Consider the following 15,404-nt stretch of genomic DNA (forward strand, 5'->3'; position numbering starts at 1 on the left):
CTCACCACCAGTAGGAGGCAAGACGCAATGCGTGGTCTCGGAGATCACCTCAGCATCGGCGAGCGGATCGCGTTCTACCGCAGGCGTCGCGGCCACACGCAGGAGGTCTTGGCCGGACTTGTCGGCCGAAGCACCGACTGGTTGGCGAAGATCGAACGAGGGAGCCGGAATCCTCCCCGTGTCGACATGCTCGCCGAGCTGGCGCGCATCCTGCGCGTTCCGCTCGGGGACCTGCTCGGGCAGACCGTGCTCATGGAAGACGAGCGGCAACAGGACGACGTACCTGCGGTGCGCGACGCCCTCATGAGTCCGCGCCGGCTGTCCCGACTGCTCTTCGGCCCCGAGGCTGAGACGCAGCTCCCTACACCTGCGCCGGTGGCTGTGCGCGTAGAGCAGTCGTGGAACGACTATCAGGGCGGGCGGCTTGGCAGCGTCATCGCGGCCCTTCCGGGGCTTCTCCAGACCGCGCAGGAACTGGAGGAGCGGGCGACACGGCGCGGCGAGGATCGCGGAGACTGCTGGGCCGTGTCCGCCCGCACTCACCACCTCGCCGCGACGACGCTCGCGAAGATTGGCGAGTCCGATATCTCCTGGCTGGCTGCTGAGCGCGCGATGCGGGCCGCTGACGAGTCGGACAACCCGCTTGTGCTCGCGTCGGCCGCGCGTTCCGGAACGCACGCCCTACTCGCCAACGGCCGGTACGACGACGCCCTGGAGCTGGGCAACACTGCCGCTGCATGGCTGTCGTCTCAGGTCACCGAGCAGGACCCGGAGGCGCTGAGCTTGCTGGGCATGATTCACCTGCGCGCCGCCGTAGCGGCTGCTCGCCATCAAGACCGTTCCATCGCGAATGGGCTGCTGGACCGTGCCGAGGAACTCGCGGACGACCTCGGATCCGATGAGAACTACTGGCAGACGGGGTTCGGGCCCACGAACGTCGTGCTGCACCGCTTGTCCATCGAACTGGACCTGGACAACATCGCGTACGTGGTCGAGAACGGCCGGATCAACGTCGACCACATGCCGCAGGAACGCAGCGTCTCGCACCGCATCGACTACGCGCGTGCGCTGTCGTTGGCTGGGCAAAGCGACGAGTCCTTCGCCGAGCTGCGGACGGCTGAGCGCACGTCGCCACAGCTTGTACGCAACAATCCCAGGGTGCGCGAGACCCTGCGTGACCTGATCAAGCAGGCGCCTGTTTCCAGCGGCTCGCGTTCGTCCGAGGTGTTCGTGATGGCTCAACGATGCAAGGCGGTGCAGTGAGTTCAAGCAAGCGCGGGGTGCTCGGGGTCGTCGGATCGGCGGCTGGAGGCGTAGAGGCGCTGCGTACCGGCCTCGTAGAGCCTGCGATCGACCGCGGATGGCAGGTGGCCGTAACCCTCACGCCGACTGCTGGACAGTGGCTTCGGCTCACTGGCGAGGCGGAGCGCTTGGAGGAGGCCACCGGCTTGCCCGTCCGGTACGAACCGCGGCTCCCAGGCGACGCACGGCCGCACCCGCAAGTCGACTGCTACGTGGTCGCTCCCGCGTCGGCCAATACGGTGGCCAAGCTCGCCATGGGGTTGATGGACAACCAGGCGCTGACGCAGGTGGGCGAGGCCATTGGCACGCTCTCGCTGCCGGTTGTCGTCTTCCCACGGGTGAACGCGGCTCACGCTCGCCATCCGGCTTGGGAGCACCACATCGAGGCCCTTCGGTCCGGTGGCGTCCGCGTCGTCGATGAGCCGGACGTATGGCCGTTGTACGAGCCGCGGGAGGCGCCGGCGGGCCGTGACCTCCCGTGGGACGCGGTGTTGGACGCCGTGGAGGCCAGCGCTAAATGACTGGTCGTCAACCTGCCTGACCTGCAAGGAAAGAGGACCCGGACACTCTGTCCGGGTCCTCTGCCGTTCCGTCCCACATGCTCATTGGCATGTCAGGCATCAACGAGCAGAGCGGCGAACTGCAAGGTATGACCCCTGCCGAACTCGCCTTGATCAAAGCGAGCTTGAGGGAGGCGCACGCCACCGTGGGACGACTGGTGGAACGTGCCGGCGAACTCACGGTGCGGGTGGAGTCTCGCTACCAACGATCTGTTCAAGGCGGTCCAGTCGCTCACCCAGCACGCGCAGGGCGTCATGGATCGTGCTGAGTTCAGTCGCCAAGGCGGTGAACGCAGGGCTGCTGCCCGGTTCGGTGCCGAGAGGCACGGACGGATCGCGGACGAACGTGCCACGGCCCTGCTGGCTGAGCACGAGCCCTTCGTCCCGAAGCTGGCTGTAGGCGCTCTGCACGGTCATGAGTTGAACGTGCAGCTCTTTGGCGAGCGCACGAGCTGCGGGGAGCCGGTCGCCGGGCTTGTAGTCGCTGTCAGGGGCCGTGATCTTTGCGCGGTACTCGGCTGCGATGTCCTTCGCCGTCGGCGGCTGCTGGGGCGCTTCGGGGCTCTCATCCATGCCTCCGAGCGTAACCGGACCTAGGTCAATCTCCGATCGCTTCGATGGGACCGCTTGACACTTAGATTGACATGGGTCAATCTGAAGTTGCGACGGAGCGAGAGCCCAGAAACGGGCCTCATCGGTTCGATCGCAATTGCTTGACCTGCACGAACGGGCGTCGAGTCTCCGGATTCGGCGCCAAGGGGCCCGGGATAGATCGGGCCGAGGGTCCCGGATCCCTGGTCAACCGGAGGGCTTAGGCCGAAAGGCCACTCCATGCGCCTGCAACGGGAGCTCGTGTTCCCGAAGGAGACAACGCACCACCCCAACCCTTTCCGCAGCTCATCGGCTGCGGCGGTTGCCTCCGCTGCTCGTCTCGTACGAGCAGCGCTGAGGGGAGCCGGAAACTCCGACTTCAACGGCGCGAGCCCCCGGTGCTCTAACACCGGGGGCTCTGTTCGGGCCGTTGTGACCTGCTTGGAGGCCACGACCCATGAACCACATCGTCACTGTTCAGGACGCTGTTACCGCGTTCGCTCCGTTCATGGAGCCCACGGACGCTGAGCTGGACGCCATCGACGCTGAGATGCCCGTCATTCTCGCCGATGTCGACCTGCTCGACGCGGAGATTGCCACCTTCGATCGCACTCCGACGGAGCTGGACGAGCGGCGCATCCGCCGGGCCCGTCGCCGCGCGCTGGCCGCCCGCGTGGCCCTGGTCAACCGCACCATTGAGCAGGCGGGCGGTGCCGCATGAGCGCCGCCGTGCGGGACCTGTCCGCCGCACACGCTGAGGTGAAGGCGGAGATCACGCGGACCGACAGCAAGGCCAGTCTCCTGCTCGCCTTCATCGGCGCCGTTCTGGCCGGTGTGTGGAGCGCGGGCAAGGATCTGCCGCTCACCGCCTACACGCTCGCCCCCGGCCTGGCCGGTATCGCGACGTTGCTGGGTGCCGCCTCGCTGCTGCTTTCCTCGGTGCGACCGAACTTGTCCGGTCGGCACGGTTTTCCGCTGTGGGCCACGCTCACCCCTGAGCAGATCAGGGATGCGGTGGCCACCGACATCGCCACCGACATCGCGGGACTGTCTCGGATCGCCGTCACCAAGTTCACCGCCCTGCAACGTGCGATCGACCTGACCCGAATCGGCGGCACGCTGCTCGTCGCAGCCACCGTCATCACGCTTGGCGGTGCAGCATGACCTCTGAGGCCCGCAAGGAACTGAGCAAAACTCAGAAGGTCGTGCTGGGAGCGGCATTCGTTCCGATGCTCGCGACCGGGGTGTTCGGCGGGATCGGCACCTACTCCAACATCAGCGGCGCCTACGGCAAGGGCACTGCGCTCGGGGCCGTGGCGGCCGGTGAGGGCGCGACTGCCGTCCTCGCCCTGGTCCTGCTCGGGCTGACGATGCTGGGCCAGTCCTCGCCGCGCATCGTGCGCCTCGGGCTGTGGGCGCTGCCGGCCGCCGCGTCCGCGATGGCAGCGATGGCGGCCGACGATCCGGGCACCACGGTCATCTACGCCATCACCCCGATGGGCATGTGCGTCTCTGCCGAGGGCATGGCGTTCCTGGCGCGCCGGATCGCGGTGCACACCGAGGGTCGCGACGCAGAGGGCGAGCGGCATGCGGTCGAGACCGTGCAACGGCTCGCCTATCACCGGGCCCGCGCCGCCAACCACCCCGACAAGAGGGTGCGGCAGCGCTCGGATCGGGCATCGTGGCGGCTCGCCCGCAGGGTCGGGGTCGGGGATGCGGAGTTGGGATCGAGGCTGCTCGATGTGCAGCGCGAGCGCGTCACAGTCGGCGCGGACGCCGCACTTGGATCGATGTTCCACCTCACCCCGGACGGGCCTTCGACCGAGGGTGCAAAGCAGGAGGAATCAATCGAGATCGTAGGGAAACGGTCTATGGCTGACCTGCCCGAATCGGCCCCCGCACCGATCACTGGCGGCCCGCTCGTGCTGCCGCGTGCGGTGCCGGTCGGGTTCCTGAAGTCGACCCTTCCGAGCAAGCCTGTGAAGGCGATCGAGCCGTCCCCGGCCGCCTCGATCGAGCGCCGCACGGCCCCCGCCGAATCGAGCAGGCCGCGCCGCGCCACCGGCCGCGTGCCGGACGTCGCAAAGCCGATCCGATCGAAGCGCACCCCTGAGCAACTGCTCGGCGAGGCGCGCGCGATGACGGCGGATTGGCCGGACGTGAAGCTGACCGCTGAGGGCCTGCGCCGTGAGCTGCACACGTCCCCGGCCAACGCTCGAATGCTGCGCGAGACGCTGCGTGCCGAGCGCGCCTCGTCTGCGGCGTGACCTGCAACTACTGCCTGCCGACCTCGCTGTGCAGGTGCGTTGTGCTGCTCCTACCTCCAAGACCAGCACAACGCAGCTTGACCAGGGTTCGGCCGCTCACCTTCCACCGCGGCGGCCGAACCCCTTCAACTCCCGTGAAGGAGAACCCCCAGCATGACCGAGATCGACGTATCCGGTCCGCCCGTTGAGGCGCCGGAAGAGGAGACCACCGAGACCAGTGCGCGGGTGCTGCCGTTCCTGCGCAAGGAGACCGCCCCCGCCGCCGCGACGGTGCCGACCGAGGAGGAGGCGAAGCCGGGTGAGTGGGAGGCCTACCTCCCCGACAGCGACGACCCGGAGGCCGAGGGGCTGACCGAGGGCGCCGAGGTCGACCCGCCCAAGCAGGCGTATCCGCCGTCTGCGGCGGAGTGGATGGAGGCCAAGGACAAGGCCCGCCTTCCGGTCCTGCCGGACTGGGTGAAGCTGCCCGACCAGCGCAAAGCCGTCCGCAAGTGGGCGGTGCGGCACTACTCGACGATGGTCGGCTATCACGCGGTGCGCCTGCCGATCGTCTACACCCCGAAGATCGTGGCGTACTCGCCGATCGGCGCGTGGCGCTGGTCGACCGCGATCGGCCGGTGGGTCTTCGACGCGGAAGGCAAGGCCCTGCGCCTCGCCTCCGTCGTCAAGGAGGACGCCGCGGAGTATCTGCGGCTTTCTCACCAGCGCAATGATCGGGTGCGGCTGCGCGGCATCGTCGCCGCGCTCGGCACGTTCATCGGCCTCGCCGCGGCGCTGACCCTGTATGTGATGGCGCCGTCGTGGCTGCTCATGCTCGCGATGGCCGCGCTGACCACGGCACTTGGGGCGGCGGGGGCGCCGGTGGACCGGCCGCTGATCGACCGGGCCAAGGTGACGTTCCGCAAGCGCAAGCTGTCCTCGGACATCGTGATCCGCGCGCATGAGGTGGCGGGGCTGACGGAGAAGGACATGTCCGTCGCGTTCCCGCGCCCGATCGGCCGGGACGGGGACGGGTGGCGCGTGGTCGTCGACCTGCCGTACGGCAAAACGTTCAAGGACGCGCTCAAGGCCCACGGCCGCCTCGCCTCCGGCATGGACATCGCGCCCACGCAGTTGTTCATGGACCCGGACGAGACCAGCAACCGGCGCGTGTCGTACTGGATCGCGGACCGTGACCCGCTCGCCGTGCCGTCGGGTAAGTCGCCGCTGCTCGGGGCGACTCGGGTGGACTTCTGGAAGCCGTTCCCGTGGGGTGTCGACGAGCGCGGCAACCCGGTGATGGCGACCATGCTGTGGCTGTCATTGCTGGTTGGTGCGGTGCCGCGGCAGGGCAAGACGTTCTCCGCGCGCACCATCGCACTCGCCGCGGCGCTCGACCCGTACGTGAGGCTGTACGTGTTCGACGGCAAGGCGTCGCCGGACTGGCGGAAGTTCGCGCTGGTCGCGCACCGGATCGGGTTCGGCATCGTGCCCAAGAACGGCCTCGACCCGGTGGAGCACCTGCTCGCCTCGTTGCGCGAGCTGAAGGCGGACGTGGAGGACCGCTACCACCGGCTGTCGGAACTGCCGCTGCACATCTGCCCCGAGGGCAAGCTCACCCCGGAGATCAGCCGGGACAAGAAGCTGAACATGCCGCTCACGCTGTTCGTCGTCGACGAGGTGCAGGAGTACTTGCAGCATCCCGAGCACGGCAAGGAGATCCTGGCCCTGCTCGTCTACCTCGCCCGCGTCGCCCCCGCGGTCGGCGTGAGCGTGATGACGTCGACGCAGAAGCCGGACGACAAGGCCTGCCCCTCCGAGCTGCGTGACCAGCACCAGGCCCGGTTCGCGCTGCGGGTCGGCGCCTACCAGGTCTCGGACACCATCCTCGGTGCCGGGTCCTACAGCGAGGGTCTGGACGCGTCCAAGCTGCTCAAGTCCCACAAGGGAGTTGGCCTGCTCAAGGGCATGTCCGACGACTCGGGAATCGTACGCACCTACCTCGCCGACGGTCGCGACGCGGAACGCATCCTGACCCGCGCCGCCGCCCTGCGCGAGGCCGAGGACACCCTGTCCGGCGACGCCGCCGGACAGGCCCCGGCCGCCGAAAACGCGGCCACGGTGCTCGACGACGTCGCGCAGGTCCTCGGCAAGGGCGAGACCAAGTTGTGGTCCGAGACCATCGTCGACCGCCTCGCCGAACTGCGCCCCGAGGCCTACGGGGCGTGGGCGGAGATGGAGCCCAAGCCGAAGGCCGAAGCGCTCACCGCGGCACTCAAGCCGTTCGGCATCGGCACCGAGCAGATCAGTCGCCGCGTGAACGGCGAGCAGTTCAACAAGCGCGGCATCAAGCGCGACGACATCACCAAGGCGATTACGGAGCGCAACAAGAAGAGGGACGCCGGATAGGTCTCACGGCGTGCTACCGGTAGCGACGAGCGTCGCTACCGGTAGCAACCCTGCTAGCGACCCAAACCGCCCCTGATCAGGTCGCTAGCGAGTAGCGGCCCACCTGCGGAAACCCTTCAAAACCGCCCGAGAGGCCCTGCCATGACTCTCTCCGCGCTCACTACCGCCTTCCTGTTCCTCGTCACGCTTGGTTACGGAGTGCGGTGCTGGCTGTCCCCGTTCGGCGACTGCCGGCACTGCGACGGGATGGGCCACGCCATCAAGCACGACCGCAAGGGCAAGCCCAAGCGCGGCAAGGACTGCCGCCGATGCAAGGCCACCGGCAAGCGGATACGCGTCGGTCGCCACCTCTACAACGTCAGCCGCCGCACCTACCGCGCCGGCACCCGTTGATGGTCGCCACCATGCTGCGCCTCGCCGCGCTCGGCATCGCCGCTCGGGCTGCTGCTCACGTCCTGCCTCGCCCACTGACCTGAAAGGCGGCTCTCGTGACCGTCACGATCCCGCTCGTTCTGCTGCTCGCCGCCGGGCTGCTCGCGCTGCTGCGCTTCCGGGCGCTCGGTGGCGGCGCCGCCGTGGTCGCCGTGCTCTTCGGCTTCTACCTCTCCTCCACCGACGCCAACGGCACCATCAACGGCCTCGTATCGGCCATCACCAGCGCCATCCCGAACCTTGGAAGCTGAAGGGACCGGCCGTGAACGAACCCACCCTGCACTGCCCGCCCACCACGGCGAGCACGGTCCACTACCCGGCCCCCGTACCGGCCCCGGCACCGATGGTGCCCATGCAGCCGGACCAGATTTCCGCCGTGCAGTCGATTGTGCTGCCCGACGGCCGCGTGGTCACCGGCTACGCCATGGACGCGGCCAAGCCCGAACCGTTCGCTGCGAAGCCGCCCGTCTCCCGGGCCGCGGTGAACATCGCGCTCGGGGGTATCGGCTTCGCCGCGGTGTGCGGCGGCCTGCTGATGCTCACCACGTTCATCGCCGCACTCGCCGCGCTCATCCAGCAACTCGTCATCCTCGCCGCGGTCATCTTCGGCGGGTTCATTGCCGCTCAGGTCCTCGGATCGGGCCGGGGCGGCGGAACGACGGTCAACATCCGCAAGGCCGTCATCAAGCGCAACCACTTCCACAGTTGAAGAGGAGCACCGCATGACCACGCACCCGACCCCCGCCGCGGTGGCGGACCAGGCCGCTGAATCGGTCCGCAGCCTCAACCACGCCACCCAGCACGTCAAGGGCGAGCTGGCCTACCCGAGCGACGCGTACGACGTGGTCGCCTCGCTCAAGACGCTCACCCAGCGCCTCCCGCAGACCTTCGACCAGCTCTCCGCGTTCGTGGAACGGCTCGGCAAGGTTGGCGCCGTCACAGCCGACTACGGCGACCCGGAGGAGCACATCGGGGAGGCCCGGTCCGCGCTCGCCTCCGCCGCACTTATCGCGCAGACGCTCACCGAGCACCTGGATCGCACGCACAACGCGCTCTCCCCGCTCGGCTACAGCGCCACCGCCGAGCAGTAGCTACGCCAAGGGCGGCCCCCGCATCTCGCCAAAGAACTGGGGCCGCCCTTGTCCACCTGCCCACAACAGACCTGTGGAGGTCTCCTAGCATGACTCAACCGACCGATATTCGGCGAGAGTACCTGCGCCTGTACGGCATGAACGAGCACCAATACGCCGCCCTACAGCTCGCTGCGTCAGGCTTCCCGGTCCTGCCGCTGAGGGTGGGCAAGGTGCCGTTCGGCAACTGCCGCACCTGCACCCGCAACGCGTGCGGCGGCCGGCCGAACATGAGGACCCCCGGCCCGTGCGCCTGCCCGGCGCCCTGCCACGGCTGGGCCGCCGCCACCACCAACCCGACCGTCATCACCTCGGGCATCTGGCGGCGCGCCTGGGTGCAGGCTTCTGCGGTCGCCTACCACCCCGGCGGCGCCGGTCTCACCGTCGTCGATCTAGACGATGCCGACGCCCTCGCCTGGGCACGCGAGAGCCTGCCTGCCACCCAGACCGTGCTCACCACTCGGGGCGAGCACTGGCTCTACCAGGGCGCCATGCAGTCCGCCAACGCGGTACGGCCCGGCGTCGACATCAAGTCGACCATGCAGTACGCCCGGTGGCTCGGCCCCGGCACCGGCACCCTCACGGCACTCCCGGACGTGGTGCGCGCGCTGATTGTGAAGGAACGCGCCTCCGTCCGGCCGGTGGCCGTCACGGTCCGCGCACCGGGCAGGAACGGGCCGTGCCCGCACCGCACGCCGACCTATCTGGAGCGTGGCCTTGCCATGGCCGAACAGCGCGTCACCGACGCCTCCAGCGCGGTGCACGCCACCGTCTACCGCACCTTCCTGGCGGTGCTCTCCACGCACGGCCGGTGCGGCTGCCTCACCGACACGCACATTGCGCGCCTGTTCACCGCCGCTCAGGCCAAGGGCGAGACCGCCCGGCACTGCACCGACGCGTGGGCCAACGCCCGCACCGCACTGGGGATGTGAACCATGTCCGAGGACGAGAAGAACCCGGCCCGCGAGGTCATCACCGACTACGCGCAGGCGCACTTCCGCTACTTCCGCACCGCCGACGGCACCGTCTACGCGCAGAAGAACGGCCACCCCGTGGCCCGCCCTATCCGCTCCCAGGGCACGACGGGAAGCCATCGGCAGGAACTCATGGTCGGCCTGTTCAAAGACGGCATCGGCGTCTTCAACGGCACCGCACTGAAGGAGGCGTTGGATCTGATCGAGGCACTGGCTCTGACCGAGGACACGCAGGCTGTGAACATTCGCGTCGCGCCCGGATTCGACGGCGCGACCTGGCTCGACCTGGGCCGCGACGACGGGCAGTCGGTGCGCATCCATCCCACCGGGTGGGACATCCTCACCCCCGACCCGCATGAGGTGTGCTGGCGGCGCACGCAGCTCACCGGGGAACTCCCGCTGCCCGTCAAGGACACCGACGGCAAGGGCATCGATCTGCTGTTGCGGCTGTGCAACTTCGCCACCGCCGCGAGCGAGTCGCTGGCCATCGCGTGGCTGATCGGCTGCCTAGGCCCGTCCGTGCCCGTCCCAGCACCGTTCCTCACCGGCCCTCAGGGCGCGGGCAAGTCCACGGGCGGGCGGATGCTCATGAGGATCATTGAGGGCATGAGCGGCGATCTGAGGCGCGCCCCGAAGGACGAGGCGAACCTGATCGCGGCCGTCGCCGCCGGGTGGGTCACAGCCCTGGACAACCTCTCCCACATGGCATCTGACCTGTCCGACGCCATGTGCTGCATCGTCACCGGCGCCGAGGACGTCAAGCGAGCCCTGTTCACCGACGGGGATGTCTACCGCACTGGCTACCGCCGCCCCCTGCTGCTGACCGGCATTGACGTCGGCATCATCCGGCCCGACCTCGCTGAACGGCTCCTGCCGCTGCGCTTGGAGCGGCCCACGGTGCGGCGCACCGAAGCGGAGCTGTGGGCGGAGTACGCGGAGATCCTGCCGGTCGTGCTCGGCTCGCTCCTGGACCTCACCGTCCAGGTCCGCGCGGTCGAGGCGGAGACACCGACCGACCTTCGGATGGCAGACTTCGCGCACCTGTGCGCGCAGCTCGACACCGCGACCGGGCTCGGAGCGCTCGCCGCCTACCGGGCCGCCCTGGACGATCTCAACGACGACGTGATCGAGGGGGACCTGCTCGCGCAGACCGTCCTCAAGCACGCCGAGAGCATCGAGCCGGGCGGAAACGAGCGGATGACGTCCACGGAGTGGCTGCACCTCCTCAGCGGGCTCTACAGCGGCGAGGACTGCCGTCCCCTGCCCAAGGGCTGGCCGACCACGGGCAAGGTCCTCTCCGACCGCCTCAAGCGCATCCAGCCCACACTGGCCGCACGCGGCACGTTCATCGACTCGGGCCGCACCGCCGAGGGCCGCTACGTCGAAATCGCACGAGCGGGCAACCCGCCCCCGAACGAGCAGAAGCAGATGTTCTGACCGGCGCGGACCGCGTTCAAAAGGCAAGAGGAGCACGCCGCGCCGAGGGGTGCTCCTCTTGCTGTTCGGCGGCTCGCCGCCGCCCAAAGGACGTGCCGCGAAGCGGCCCCTTCTTCGCTCTTGAGCGCATGCACTACCAACAGACACCGCCCTCCTTTTTCCTAAGGAGGGAAATGCTGCGTCATCTGCGTCATGCAAGCCGAAAAACGCTCCCGCACCTGCGGAAACAGACATGACGCAGACGGCAACCTCTGCGTCATCCTGCGTCATCTGCGTCATGGGCTGCGTCACCGATGACGCAGCCCATGACACACGCATGACGCAGACCCACACCACTGCGTCATGCAAAAGCCCTGGTCAGAAGCCCAAATGACGCTGATGACGCAATGACGCAGAAATCCCCAGCTCGGACACACACGGCACCCAAAGACGTACTGCCGAGGAGGCACCCCCCGGATGAGCACGGCTATCGCTGCCCCTGTCGACCGACTCCTCTACAAGCCCGAGGAAGCTGCCACGGCACTCTCGCTTGGACGCTCCACCGTCTACGAGCTGATGGCCGAAGGCGCCCTGAAGTACATCAAGTTGGGCCGCACGCGCCGGATTCGGCGTGCTGACCTCGAAGCCTTCGTGGAAAGCCTCGCCGTTCTCCCCAACTGATCCGCACACCCCCTGAGGCGCCCCGAGCACTCCGCTTGGGGCGCCTCCCGCATGGAGGAGTTCATGAGCCCCCGCAAGCCCAACATGGAATCGTCCATCTACCTCGGCGCCGACGGCTGGTTCCACGGCCGCGTGACGATGGGCGTCAAGAACGACGGAAGCCCCGACCGTCGGCACCGCCGCGCCAAGACCGAGCCCGAGGTCAGGCGCAAGGTCCGGGAGTTGGAACGGCAGCGCGACCAGGGCAACGCACCCGCCGCAGGCCGCAAGCCCACCGTCGCGAAGTGGATGGAGACCTACCTGACCGACATCGCCAGCCTGAAGCTCAAGCCGCGGTCCCTGGACGACTACTGGTCCAAGACGCGCAACGACATCATCCCCGGCGTCGGTCAGCACCGCATCGACAAGCTGCGGCCGGAGCACCTGGAGCGGATGTACCGAGCGTTGCTCGACGCGGGGCGCGCTCCCTCGCACGTAGTGAAGGTGCACCGCATCCTGTCTCGCGCCCTGAAGATTGCCCACCGCCGCCGCATCGTCGGCGAGAACGTCGCCACGCTCGTGGACCCACCCAGCGTCGACGAGACCGAGGCGAACCCCTTCACCAAGGAAGAGGCGAAGGCGTTCCTTGAGGCGGCCTCGAAGCGGCCCACCTTCATGCGGTGGATCGTCGGTGTCGGCATGGGGTTCCGGCAGGGCGAGACGCTCGGCCTGCGTTGGGCGTACGTCGACCTGGAGGCAGAGCTGTTCCACCCCAAGTGGCAGCTACAGCGCCTCACCTGGCGGCACGGCTGCACCGACCCTCGCGCCTGCGGGACGCGCCTCCACCGCTTCGAGCCGTGCCCGCCGAACTGCACCACGCACAAGGGCTACAAGCGCGGTTGCCCCAAGCCGTGCACCAAGACGTGCTCGAAGCACGCGAGTGCCTGCCCTGAGCGCAAGGAGGGCGGTCTCGTCTTCACCCGACCCAAGACCAAGAAGAGCCAGAACGCCGTACCAATCCCGCCCGTGTTCCTCCCGTTCCTGCTCGACCACAAGGCACAGCAAGATGAGCTGCGGACCGCAGCGGAGGAACTGTGGGAGGAATACGACGTCGTGTTCTCGCGCCCGGACGGTCGCCCCCTCGACCCCCGCGCCGACTACGAAGAGTTCAAAGAGCTGCTCCGAGAGGCCGGGATCGACGACCGCCGCCTCTACGACGGGAGCCGCCACACTGCCGGCACCATCCTGAACGAGCTGGGCGTAGACATGCCCACCATCATGGAGATCCTGCGGCACACCCAGATCAGCCAGACGAGGCGCTACGTGACGGGCAGATCACACCTGTCGAAGGACGCGATGCGGCGAATGGGAGAGTTCTTCGCCCCGCCGTCTGCGGGCCCCACTGAGACCAGAACTGAGACCGCCGACACCCGCGCGGCTCGCGCTCAGCGCCGTCGCCGCATCCGTTAAAAGCAAAAGCCCCAGGTCACGGCGAGTGAGTCCTGGGGCTTCAGCGGAGCCGCCTTCGGGATTCGAACCCGAGACCTACGCATTACGAGTGCGTTGCTCTGGCCATCTGAGCTAAGGCGGCGTGCCTGTGCATCCGTGGGTGCGGATGGCGGCCTCGCCAAGTCTACACAGGTTCGAGGGGTGCTCCGTACCGGCTTTCGGGGCGGCCCTCGGGGGTGCGGTCGGTGGGTGAAGGTGAGCGCTGAGCTGGGGGTTCGCGGGATGGGTGGGGTGCTGGTGGGGGGGTGGGGGTGGTCAGGTGCAGCGTTTGCCGGGGGTGGGGGCTCGGCCGGTGAGGAGGTAGGTGTTGACGGCTGAGTCGACGCAGCCGCTGCCTCGGCCGTAGGCGGTGTGGCCGTCGCCGGTGTAGGTGAGGAGGCGGCCGGAGTCGAGTTGGGCGGCCAGGGAGCGGGCCCAGCGGTAGGGGGTGGCGGGGTCGCGGGTGGTGCCGACGACCACGATGGGGGCGGCGCCCTTCGCCTCGATGCGGTGGGGTCCGCCGGAGGGTTTCACCGGCCAGTACGAGCAGTTCAGGGCGGACCAGGCCATGCCGCGGCCGAAGACCGGGGAGGTCCGCTCGAAGTCGGGGAGCGCGGCCTCGACCTCGGCGGGGCTGCTGAAGGAGGCGGGGAGGTCGAGGCAGTTGACGGCGGCGTTGGCGTACATCAGGTTCGTGTACGTGCCGTCGCTCTCGCGCTCGTAGTAGCTGTCCGAGAGGGCGAGCAGGCTGGTGCCGTCCTTCTTCTTCATGGCGGCGTTCAGGGCCGCGCGCAGCTGGGGCCAGGCGGCTTCGTCGTACATCGCGGCGATGACGCCGGTGGTGGCCAGTGCCTCGGTGAGGCTCCGCTTCCGGGCGGAGGTGCGCAGCGGGCGGGCGTCGGTCCGGGCGAAGAAGGCCGAGAGGTTCGCGCCGGCCTTCTCGGTGGTGGTGCCCTTGGTGCCGAGCGGGCAGTCCTTGCGGGTCAGGCAGTCGCGGGCGAAGGACTGGAAGGCCGTCTCGAAGCCCGCCGTCTGGTCCCTGTTCATCCGGCGGGCGGTCAGCGAGGGGTCCATCGCGCCGTCGAGGACCAGGCGGCCGACGCGTTCGGGGAACAGACCGGCGTAGGTGGCCCCGAGGAAGGTGCCGTACGAGGCGCCGACGTAGTTCAGGCGCTTGTCGCCGAGTACGGCCCGCAGGACGTCCATGTCGCGGGCCGCCTCCACGGTCGACATGTGCGGCAGCAGTGCGGCGGAGCGGCTCTCGCAGCCCGCGGCGAACTTCTTGAACGCGGCCACCAGGGCGTCCTGCTCGGCCTTGCTGTCCGGGGTCACGTCGGTGCGCGCGTACGCGTCCATCCGCTTGCCGTCCAGGCAGGTCACCGGCTCGCTGCGGGCGACGCCGCGGGGGTCCACGGCGACCATGTCGTAGGCGCCGCGCACCTTGGCCGGGTAGCCGAGGGCCGCGTACGACTGGAGGTAGCCGACCGCGGATCCGCCCGGGCCGCCCGGGTTCACCAGGAGGGAGCCCTGGCGTCTGCCGTCGCCGGTCGCCTTCTTCCGGGAGACCGCGAGCTTCACCTCACCGCGCGCGGGGTGCGCGTAGTCGAGCGGCGCCTTGAGGGTGGCGCATTGGAAACCGGCGGAGCCGCAGGAGCGCCAGCTGAGCTTCTGGCCGTAGAAGTGCGCCAGCGCGGACGGGGTCTTCTCGGGCAGCGCGGCCATGGCGGCGTCCGCGCGGTCGCCGCCCGAGTCACAGCCCGCGGCGAGCAGTCCGGCGGCGGCGAGCAGGGCACCGGCGACTCGGACGGCTCCGGGACGGCGGGTGCCACGGGCACCGGCGCCGGCAGTGGCACCGGCGCTCGCACCGGCACCGGCATCGGCACCGGCACTGGCACTGGCACCGGCACCGGCACCGGCACCGGCAAGGACTCCGACGCGGACACTGGCACGGGCGCGGGCGCGGGGACGGGATCTCATGCGGCGAGGGTAACGCTCCGAATGTGCTTCATCGCCGTAGGTGAGGAGGTGGGCCGTGTGAGGAGTTGGGCCGCGTGAGGAGGCGGCCTGTGTGGTGAGTGGCGCGCGGGAATCGGGAGGCGAGATGGGAGGCGAGCAGGAACAGGAAAGGGGGCGTCGGATCCGGGTGTCCCGGGCGCGGAGACCGGGGTCCGGGCGGGGCGGCCGGGGTCCGGGCGG

The 15,404-nt window shown here is 69.0% G+C and carries 16 protein-coding genes and 1 tRNA gene; 14 read left to right on the forward strand and 3 right to left on the reverse strand.

The annotated features are described in order from the left end of the window. The first annotated feature begins 27 nt into the window (after positions 1-27). Both HFV08_RS09940 and HFV08_RS09945 read left to right on the forward strand, forming a co-directional pair. Positions 28-1,263 carry a helix-turn-helix domain-containing protein gene (locus HFV08_RS09940; protein WP_168537973.1) on the forward strand — a complete coding sequence of 412 codons (1,236 nt, stop codon included), beginning with the start codon at positions 28-30 and terminating at the stop codon, positions 1,261-1,263. After that, entirely contained in the window at positions 1,260-1,823 is a 564-nt protein-coding gene (locus tag HFV08_RS09945; protein ID WP_312885498.1) for a flavoprotein, read from the forward strand. Before HFV08_RS09940 ends, HFV08_RS09945 begins: the two co-directional genes overlap by 4 nt. A 216-nt stretch (positions 1,824-2,039) precedes the next feature. Here the strand turns inward: HFV08_RS09945 and HFV08_RS09950 are convergent, their stop codons facing one another. Next, the gene (locus tag HFV08_RS09950) at positions 2,040-2,435 is read right to left on the reverse strand and encodes a GntR family transcriptional regulator (RefSeq protein WP_168537975.1); all 396 of its coding nucleotides are present in this window, start codon (positions 2,433-2,435) and stop codon (positions 2,040-2,042) included. Positions 2,436-2,910: 475 nt separating this feature from the next. Here HFV08_RS09950 and HFV08_RS09955 point away from each other — a divergent pair, with 475 nt between their 5' ends. From HFV08_RS09955 to HFV08_RS10010, 12 genes are all read left to right on the forward strand, one after another. Further along, the gene (locus HFV08_RS09955) at positions 2,911-3,174 is read left to right on the forward strand and encodes a DUF6284 family protein (protein ID WP_168537977.1); all 264 of its coding nucleotides are present in this window, start codon (positions 2,911-2,913) and stop codon (positions 3,172-3,174) included. Then, positions 3,171-3,617, forward strand: coding sequence for a Pycsar system effector family protein (locus HFV08_RS09960; RefSeq protein WP_168537979.1), 447 nt, complete (start codon positions 3,171-3,173; stop codon positions 3,615-3,617). Before HFV08_RS09955 ends, HFV08_RS09960 begins: the two co-directional genes overlap by 4 nt. After that, positions 3,614-4,720 (forward strand): conjugal transfer protein, encoded by a 1,107-nt coding sequence (locus tag HFV08_RS09965; RefSeq protein ID WP_168537981.1) that lies wholly within the window; start codon positions 3,614-3,616, stop codon positions 4,718-4,720. The genes HFV08_RS09960 and HFV08_RS09965 overlap by 4 nt, the downstream gene beginning before the upstream one ends. 153 nt (positions 4,721-4,873) lie before the next feature. After that, the gene (locus HFV08_RS09970) at positions 4,874-7,108 is read left to right on the forward strand and encodes a cell division protein FtsK (protein ID WP_168537983.1); all 2,235 of its coding nucleotides are present in this window, start codon (positions 4,874-4,876) and stop codon (positions 7,106-7,108) included. 141 nt (positions 7,109-7,249) lie between these two features. Further along, positions 7,250-7,501 (forward strand): hypothetical protein, encoded by a 252-nt coding sequence (locus HFV08_RS09975; protein ID WP_168537985.1) that lies wholly within the window; start codon positions 7,250-7,252, stop codon positions 7,499-7,501. A gap of 95 nt (positions 7,502-7,596) precedes the next feature. Further along, entirely contained in the window at positions 7,597-7,791 is a 195-nt protein-coding gene (locus HFV08_RS09980; protein ID WP_168537987.1) for a hypothetical protein, read from the forward strand. An 11-nt stretch (positions 7,792-7,802) separates the two neighbouring features. Then, a complete protein-coding gene (locus HFV08_RS09985) occupies positions 7,803-8,249 on the forward strand; it encodes a hypothetical protein (protein ID WP_376770595.1) in 447 nt (148 codons plus the stop codon). A 13-nt stretch (positions 8,250-8,262) separates the two neighbouring features. After that, entirely contained in the window at positions 8,263-8,631 is a 369-nt protein-coding gene (locus HFV08_RS09990) for a hypothetical protein (RefSeq protein ID WP_168537989.1), read from the forward strand. Between the two features lie 137 nt (positions 8,632-8,768). Beyond that, positions 8,769-9,602, forward strand: coding sequence for a bifunctional DNA primase/polymerase (locus tag HFV08_RS09995; RefSeq protein ID WP_168537991.1), 834 nt, complete (start codon positions 8,769-8,771; stop codon positions 9,600-9,602). 3 nt (positions 9,603-9,605) lie between these two features. Beyond that, on the forward strand, positions 9,606-11,081 hold the full coding sequence (locus HFV08_RS10000; protein WP_168537993.1) for an AICE element replication initiation protein: 1,476 nt from the start codon (positions 9,606-9,608) through the stop codon (positions 11,079-11,081). A 456-nt stretch (positions 11,082-11,537) separates the two neighbouring features. Beyond that, the gene (locus HFV08_RS10005; protein ID WP_161236311.1) at positions 11,538-11,741 is read left to right on the forward strand and encodes a helix-turn-helix domain-containing protein; all 204 of its coding nucleotides are present in this window, start codon (positions 11,538-11,540) and stop codon (positions 11,739-11,741) included. 63 nt (positions 11,742-11,804) lie between these two features. Beyond that, the gene (locus HFV08_RS10010; RefSeq protein ID WP_168537995.1) at positions 11,805-13,190 is read left to right on the forward strand and encodes a tyrosine-type recombinase/integrase; all 1,386 of its coding nucleotides are present in this window, start codon (positions 11,805-11,807) and stop codon (positions 13,188-13,190) included. A gap of 47 nt (positions 13,191-13,237) precedes the next feature. Here HFV08_RS10010 and HFV08_RS10015 read toward each other — a convergent pair. Both HFV08_RS10015 and HFV08_RS10020 read right to left on the reverse strand, forming a co-directional pair. After that, positions 13,238-13,311, reverse strand: a tRNA-Thr gene (locus tag HFV08_RS10015). Between the two features lie 173 nt (positions 13,312-13,484). Next, on the reverse strand, positions 13,485-15,185 hold the full coding sequence (locus HFV08_RS10020) for an alpha/beta hydrolase (RefSeq protein WP_168537997.1): 1,701 nt from the start codon (positions 15,183-15,185) through the stop codon (positions 13,485-13,487). Positions 15,186-15,404 lie beyond the last annotated feature (219 nt).

Source organism: Streptomyces physcomitrii, assembly GCF_012273655.1.
Lineage (GTDB): Bacteria > Actinomycetota > Actinomycetes > Streptomycetales > Streptomycetaceae > Streptomyces > Streptomyces physcomitrii.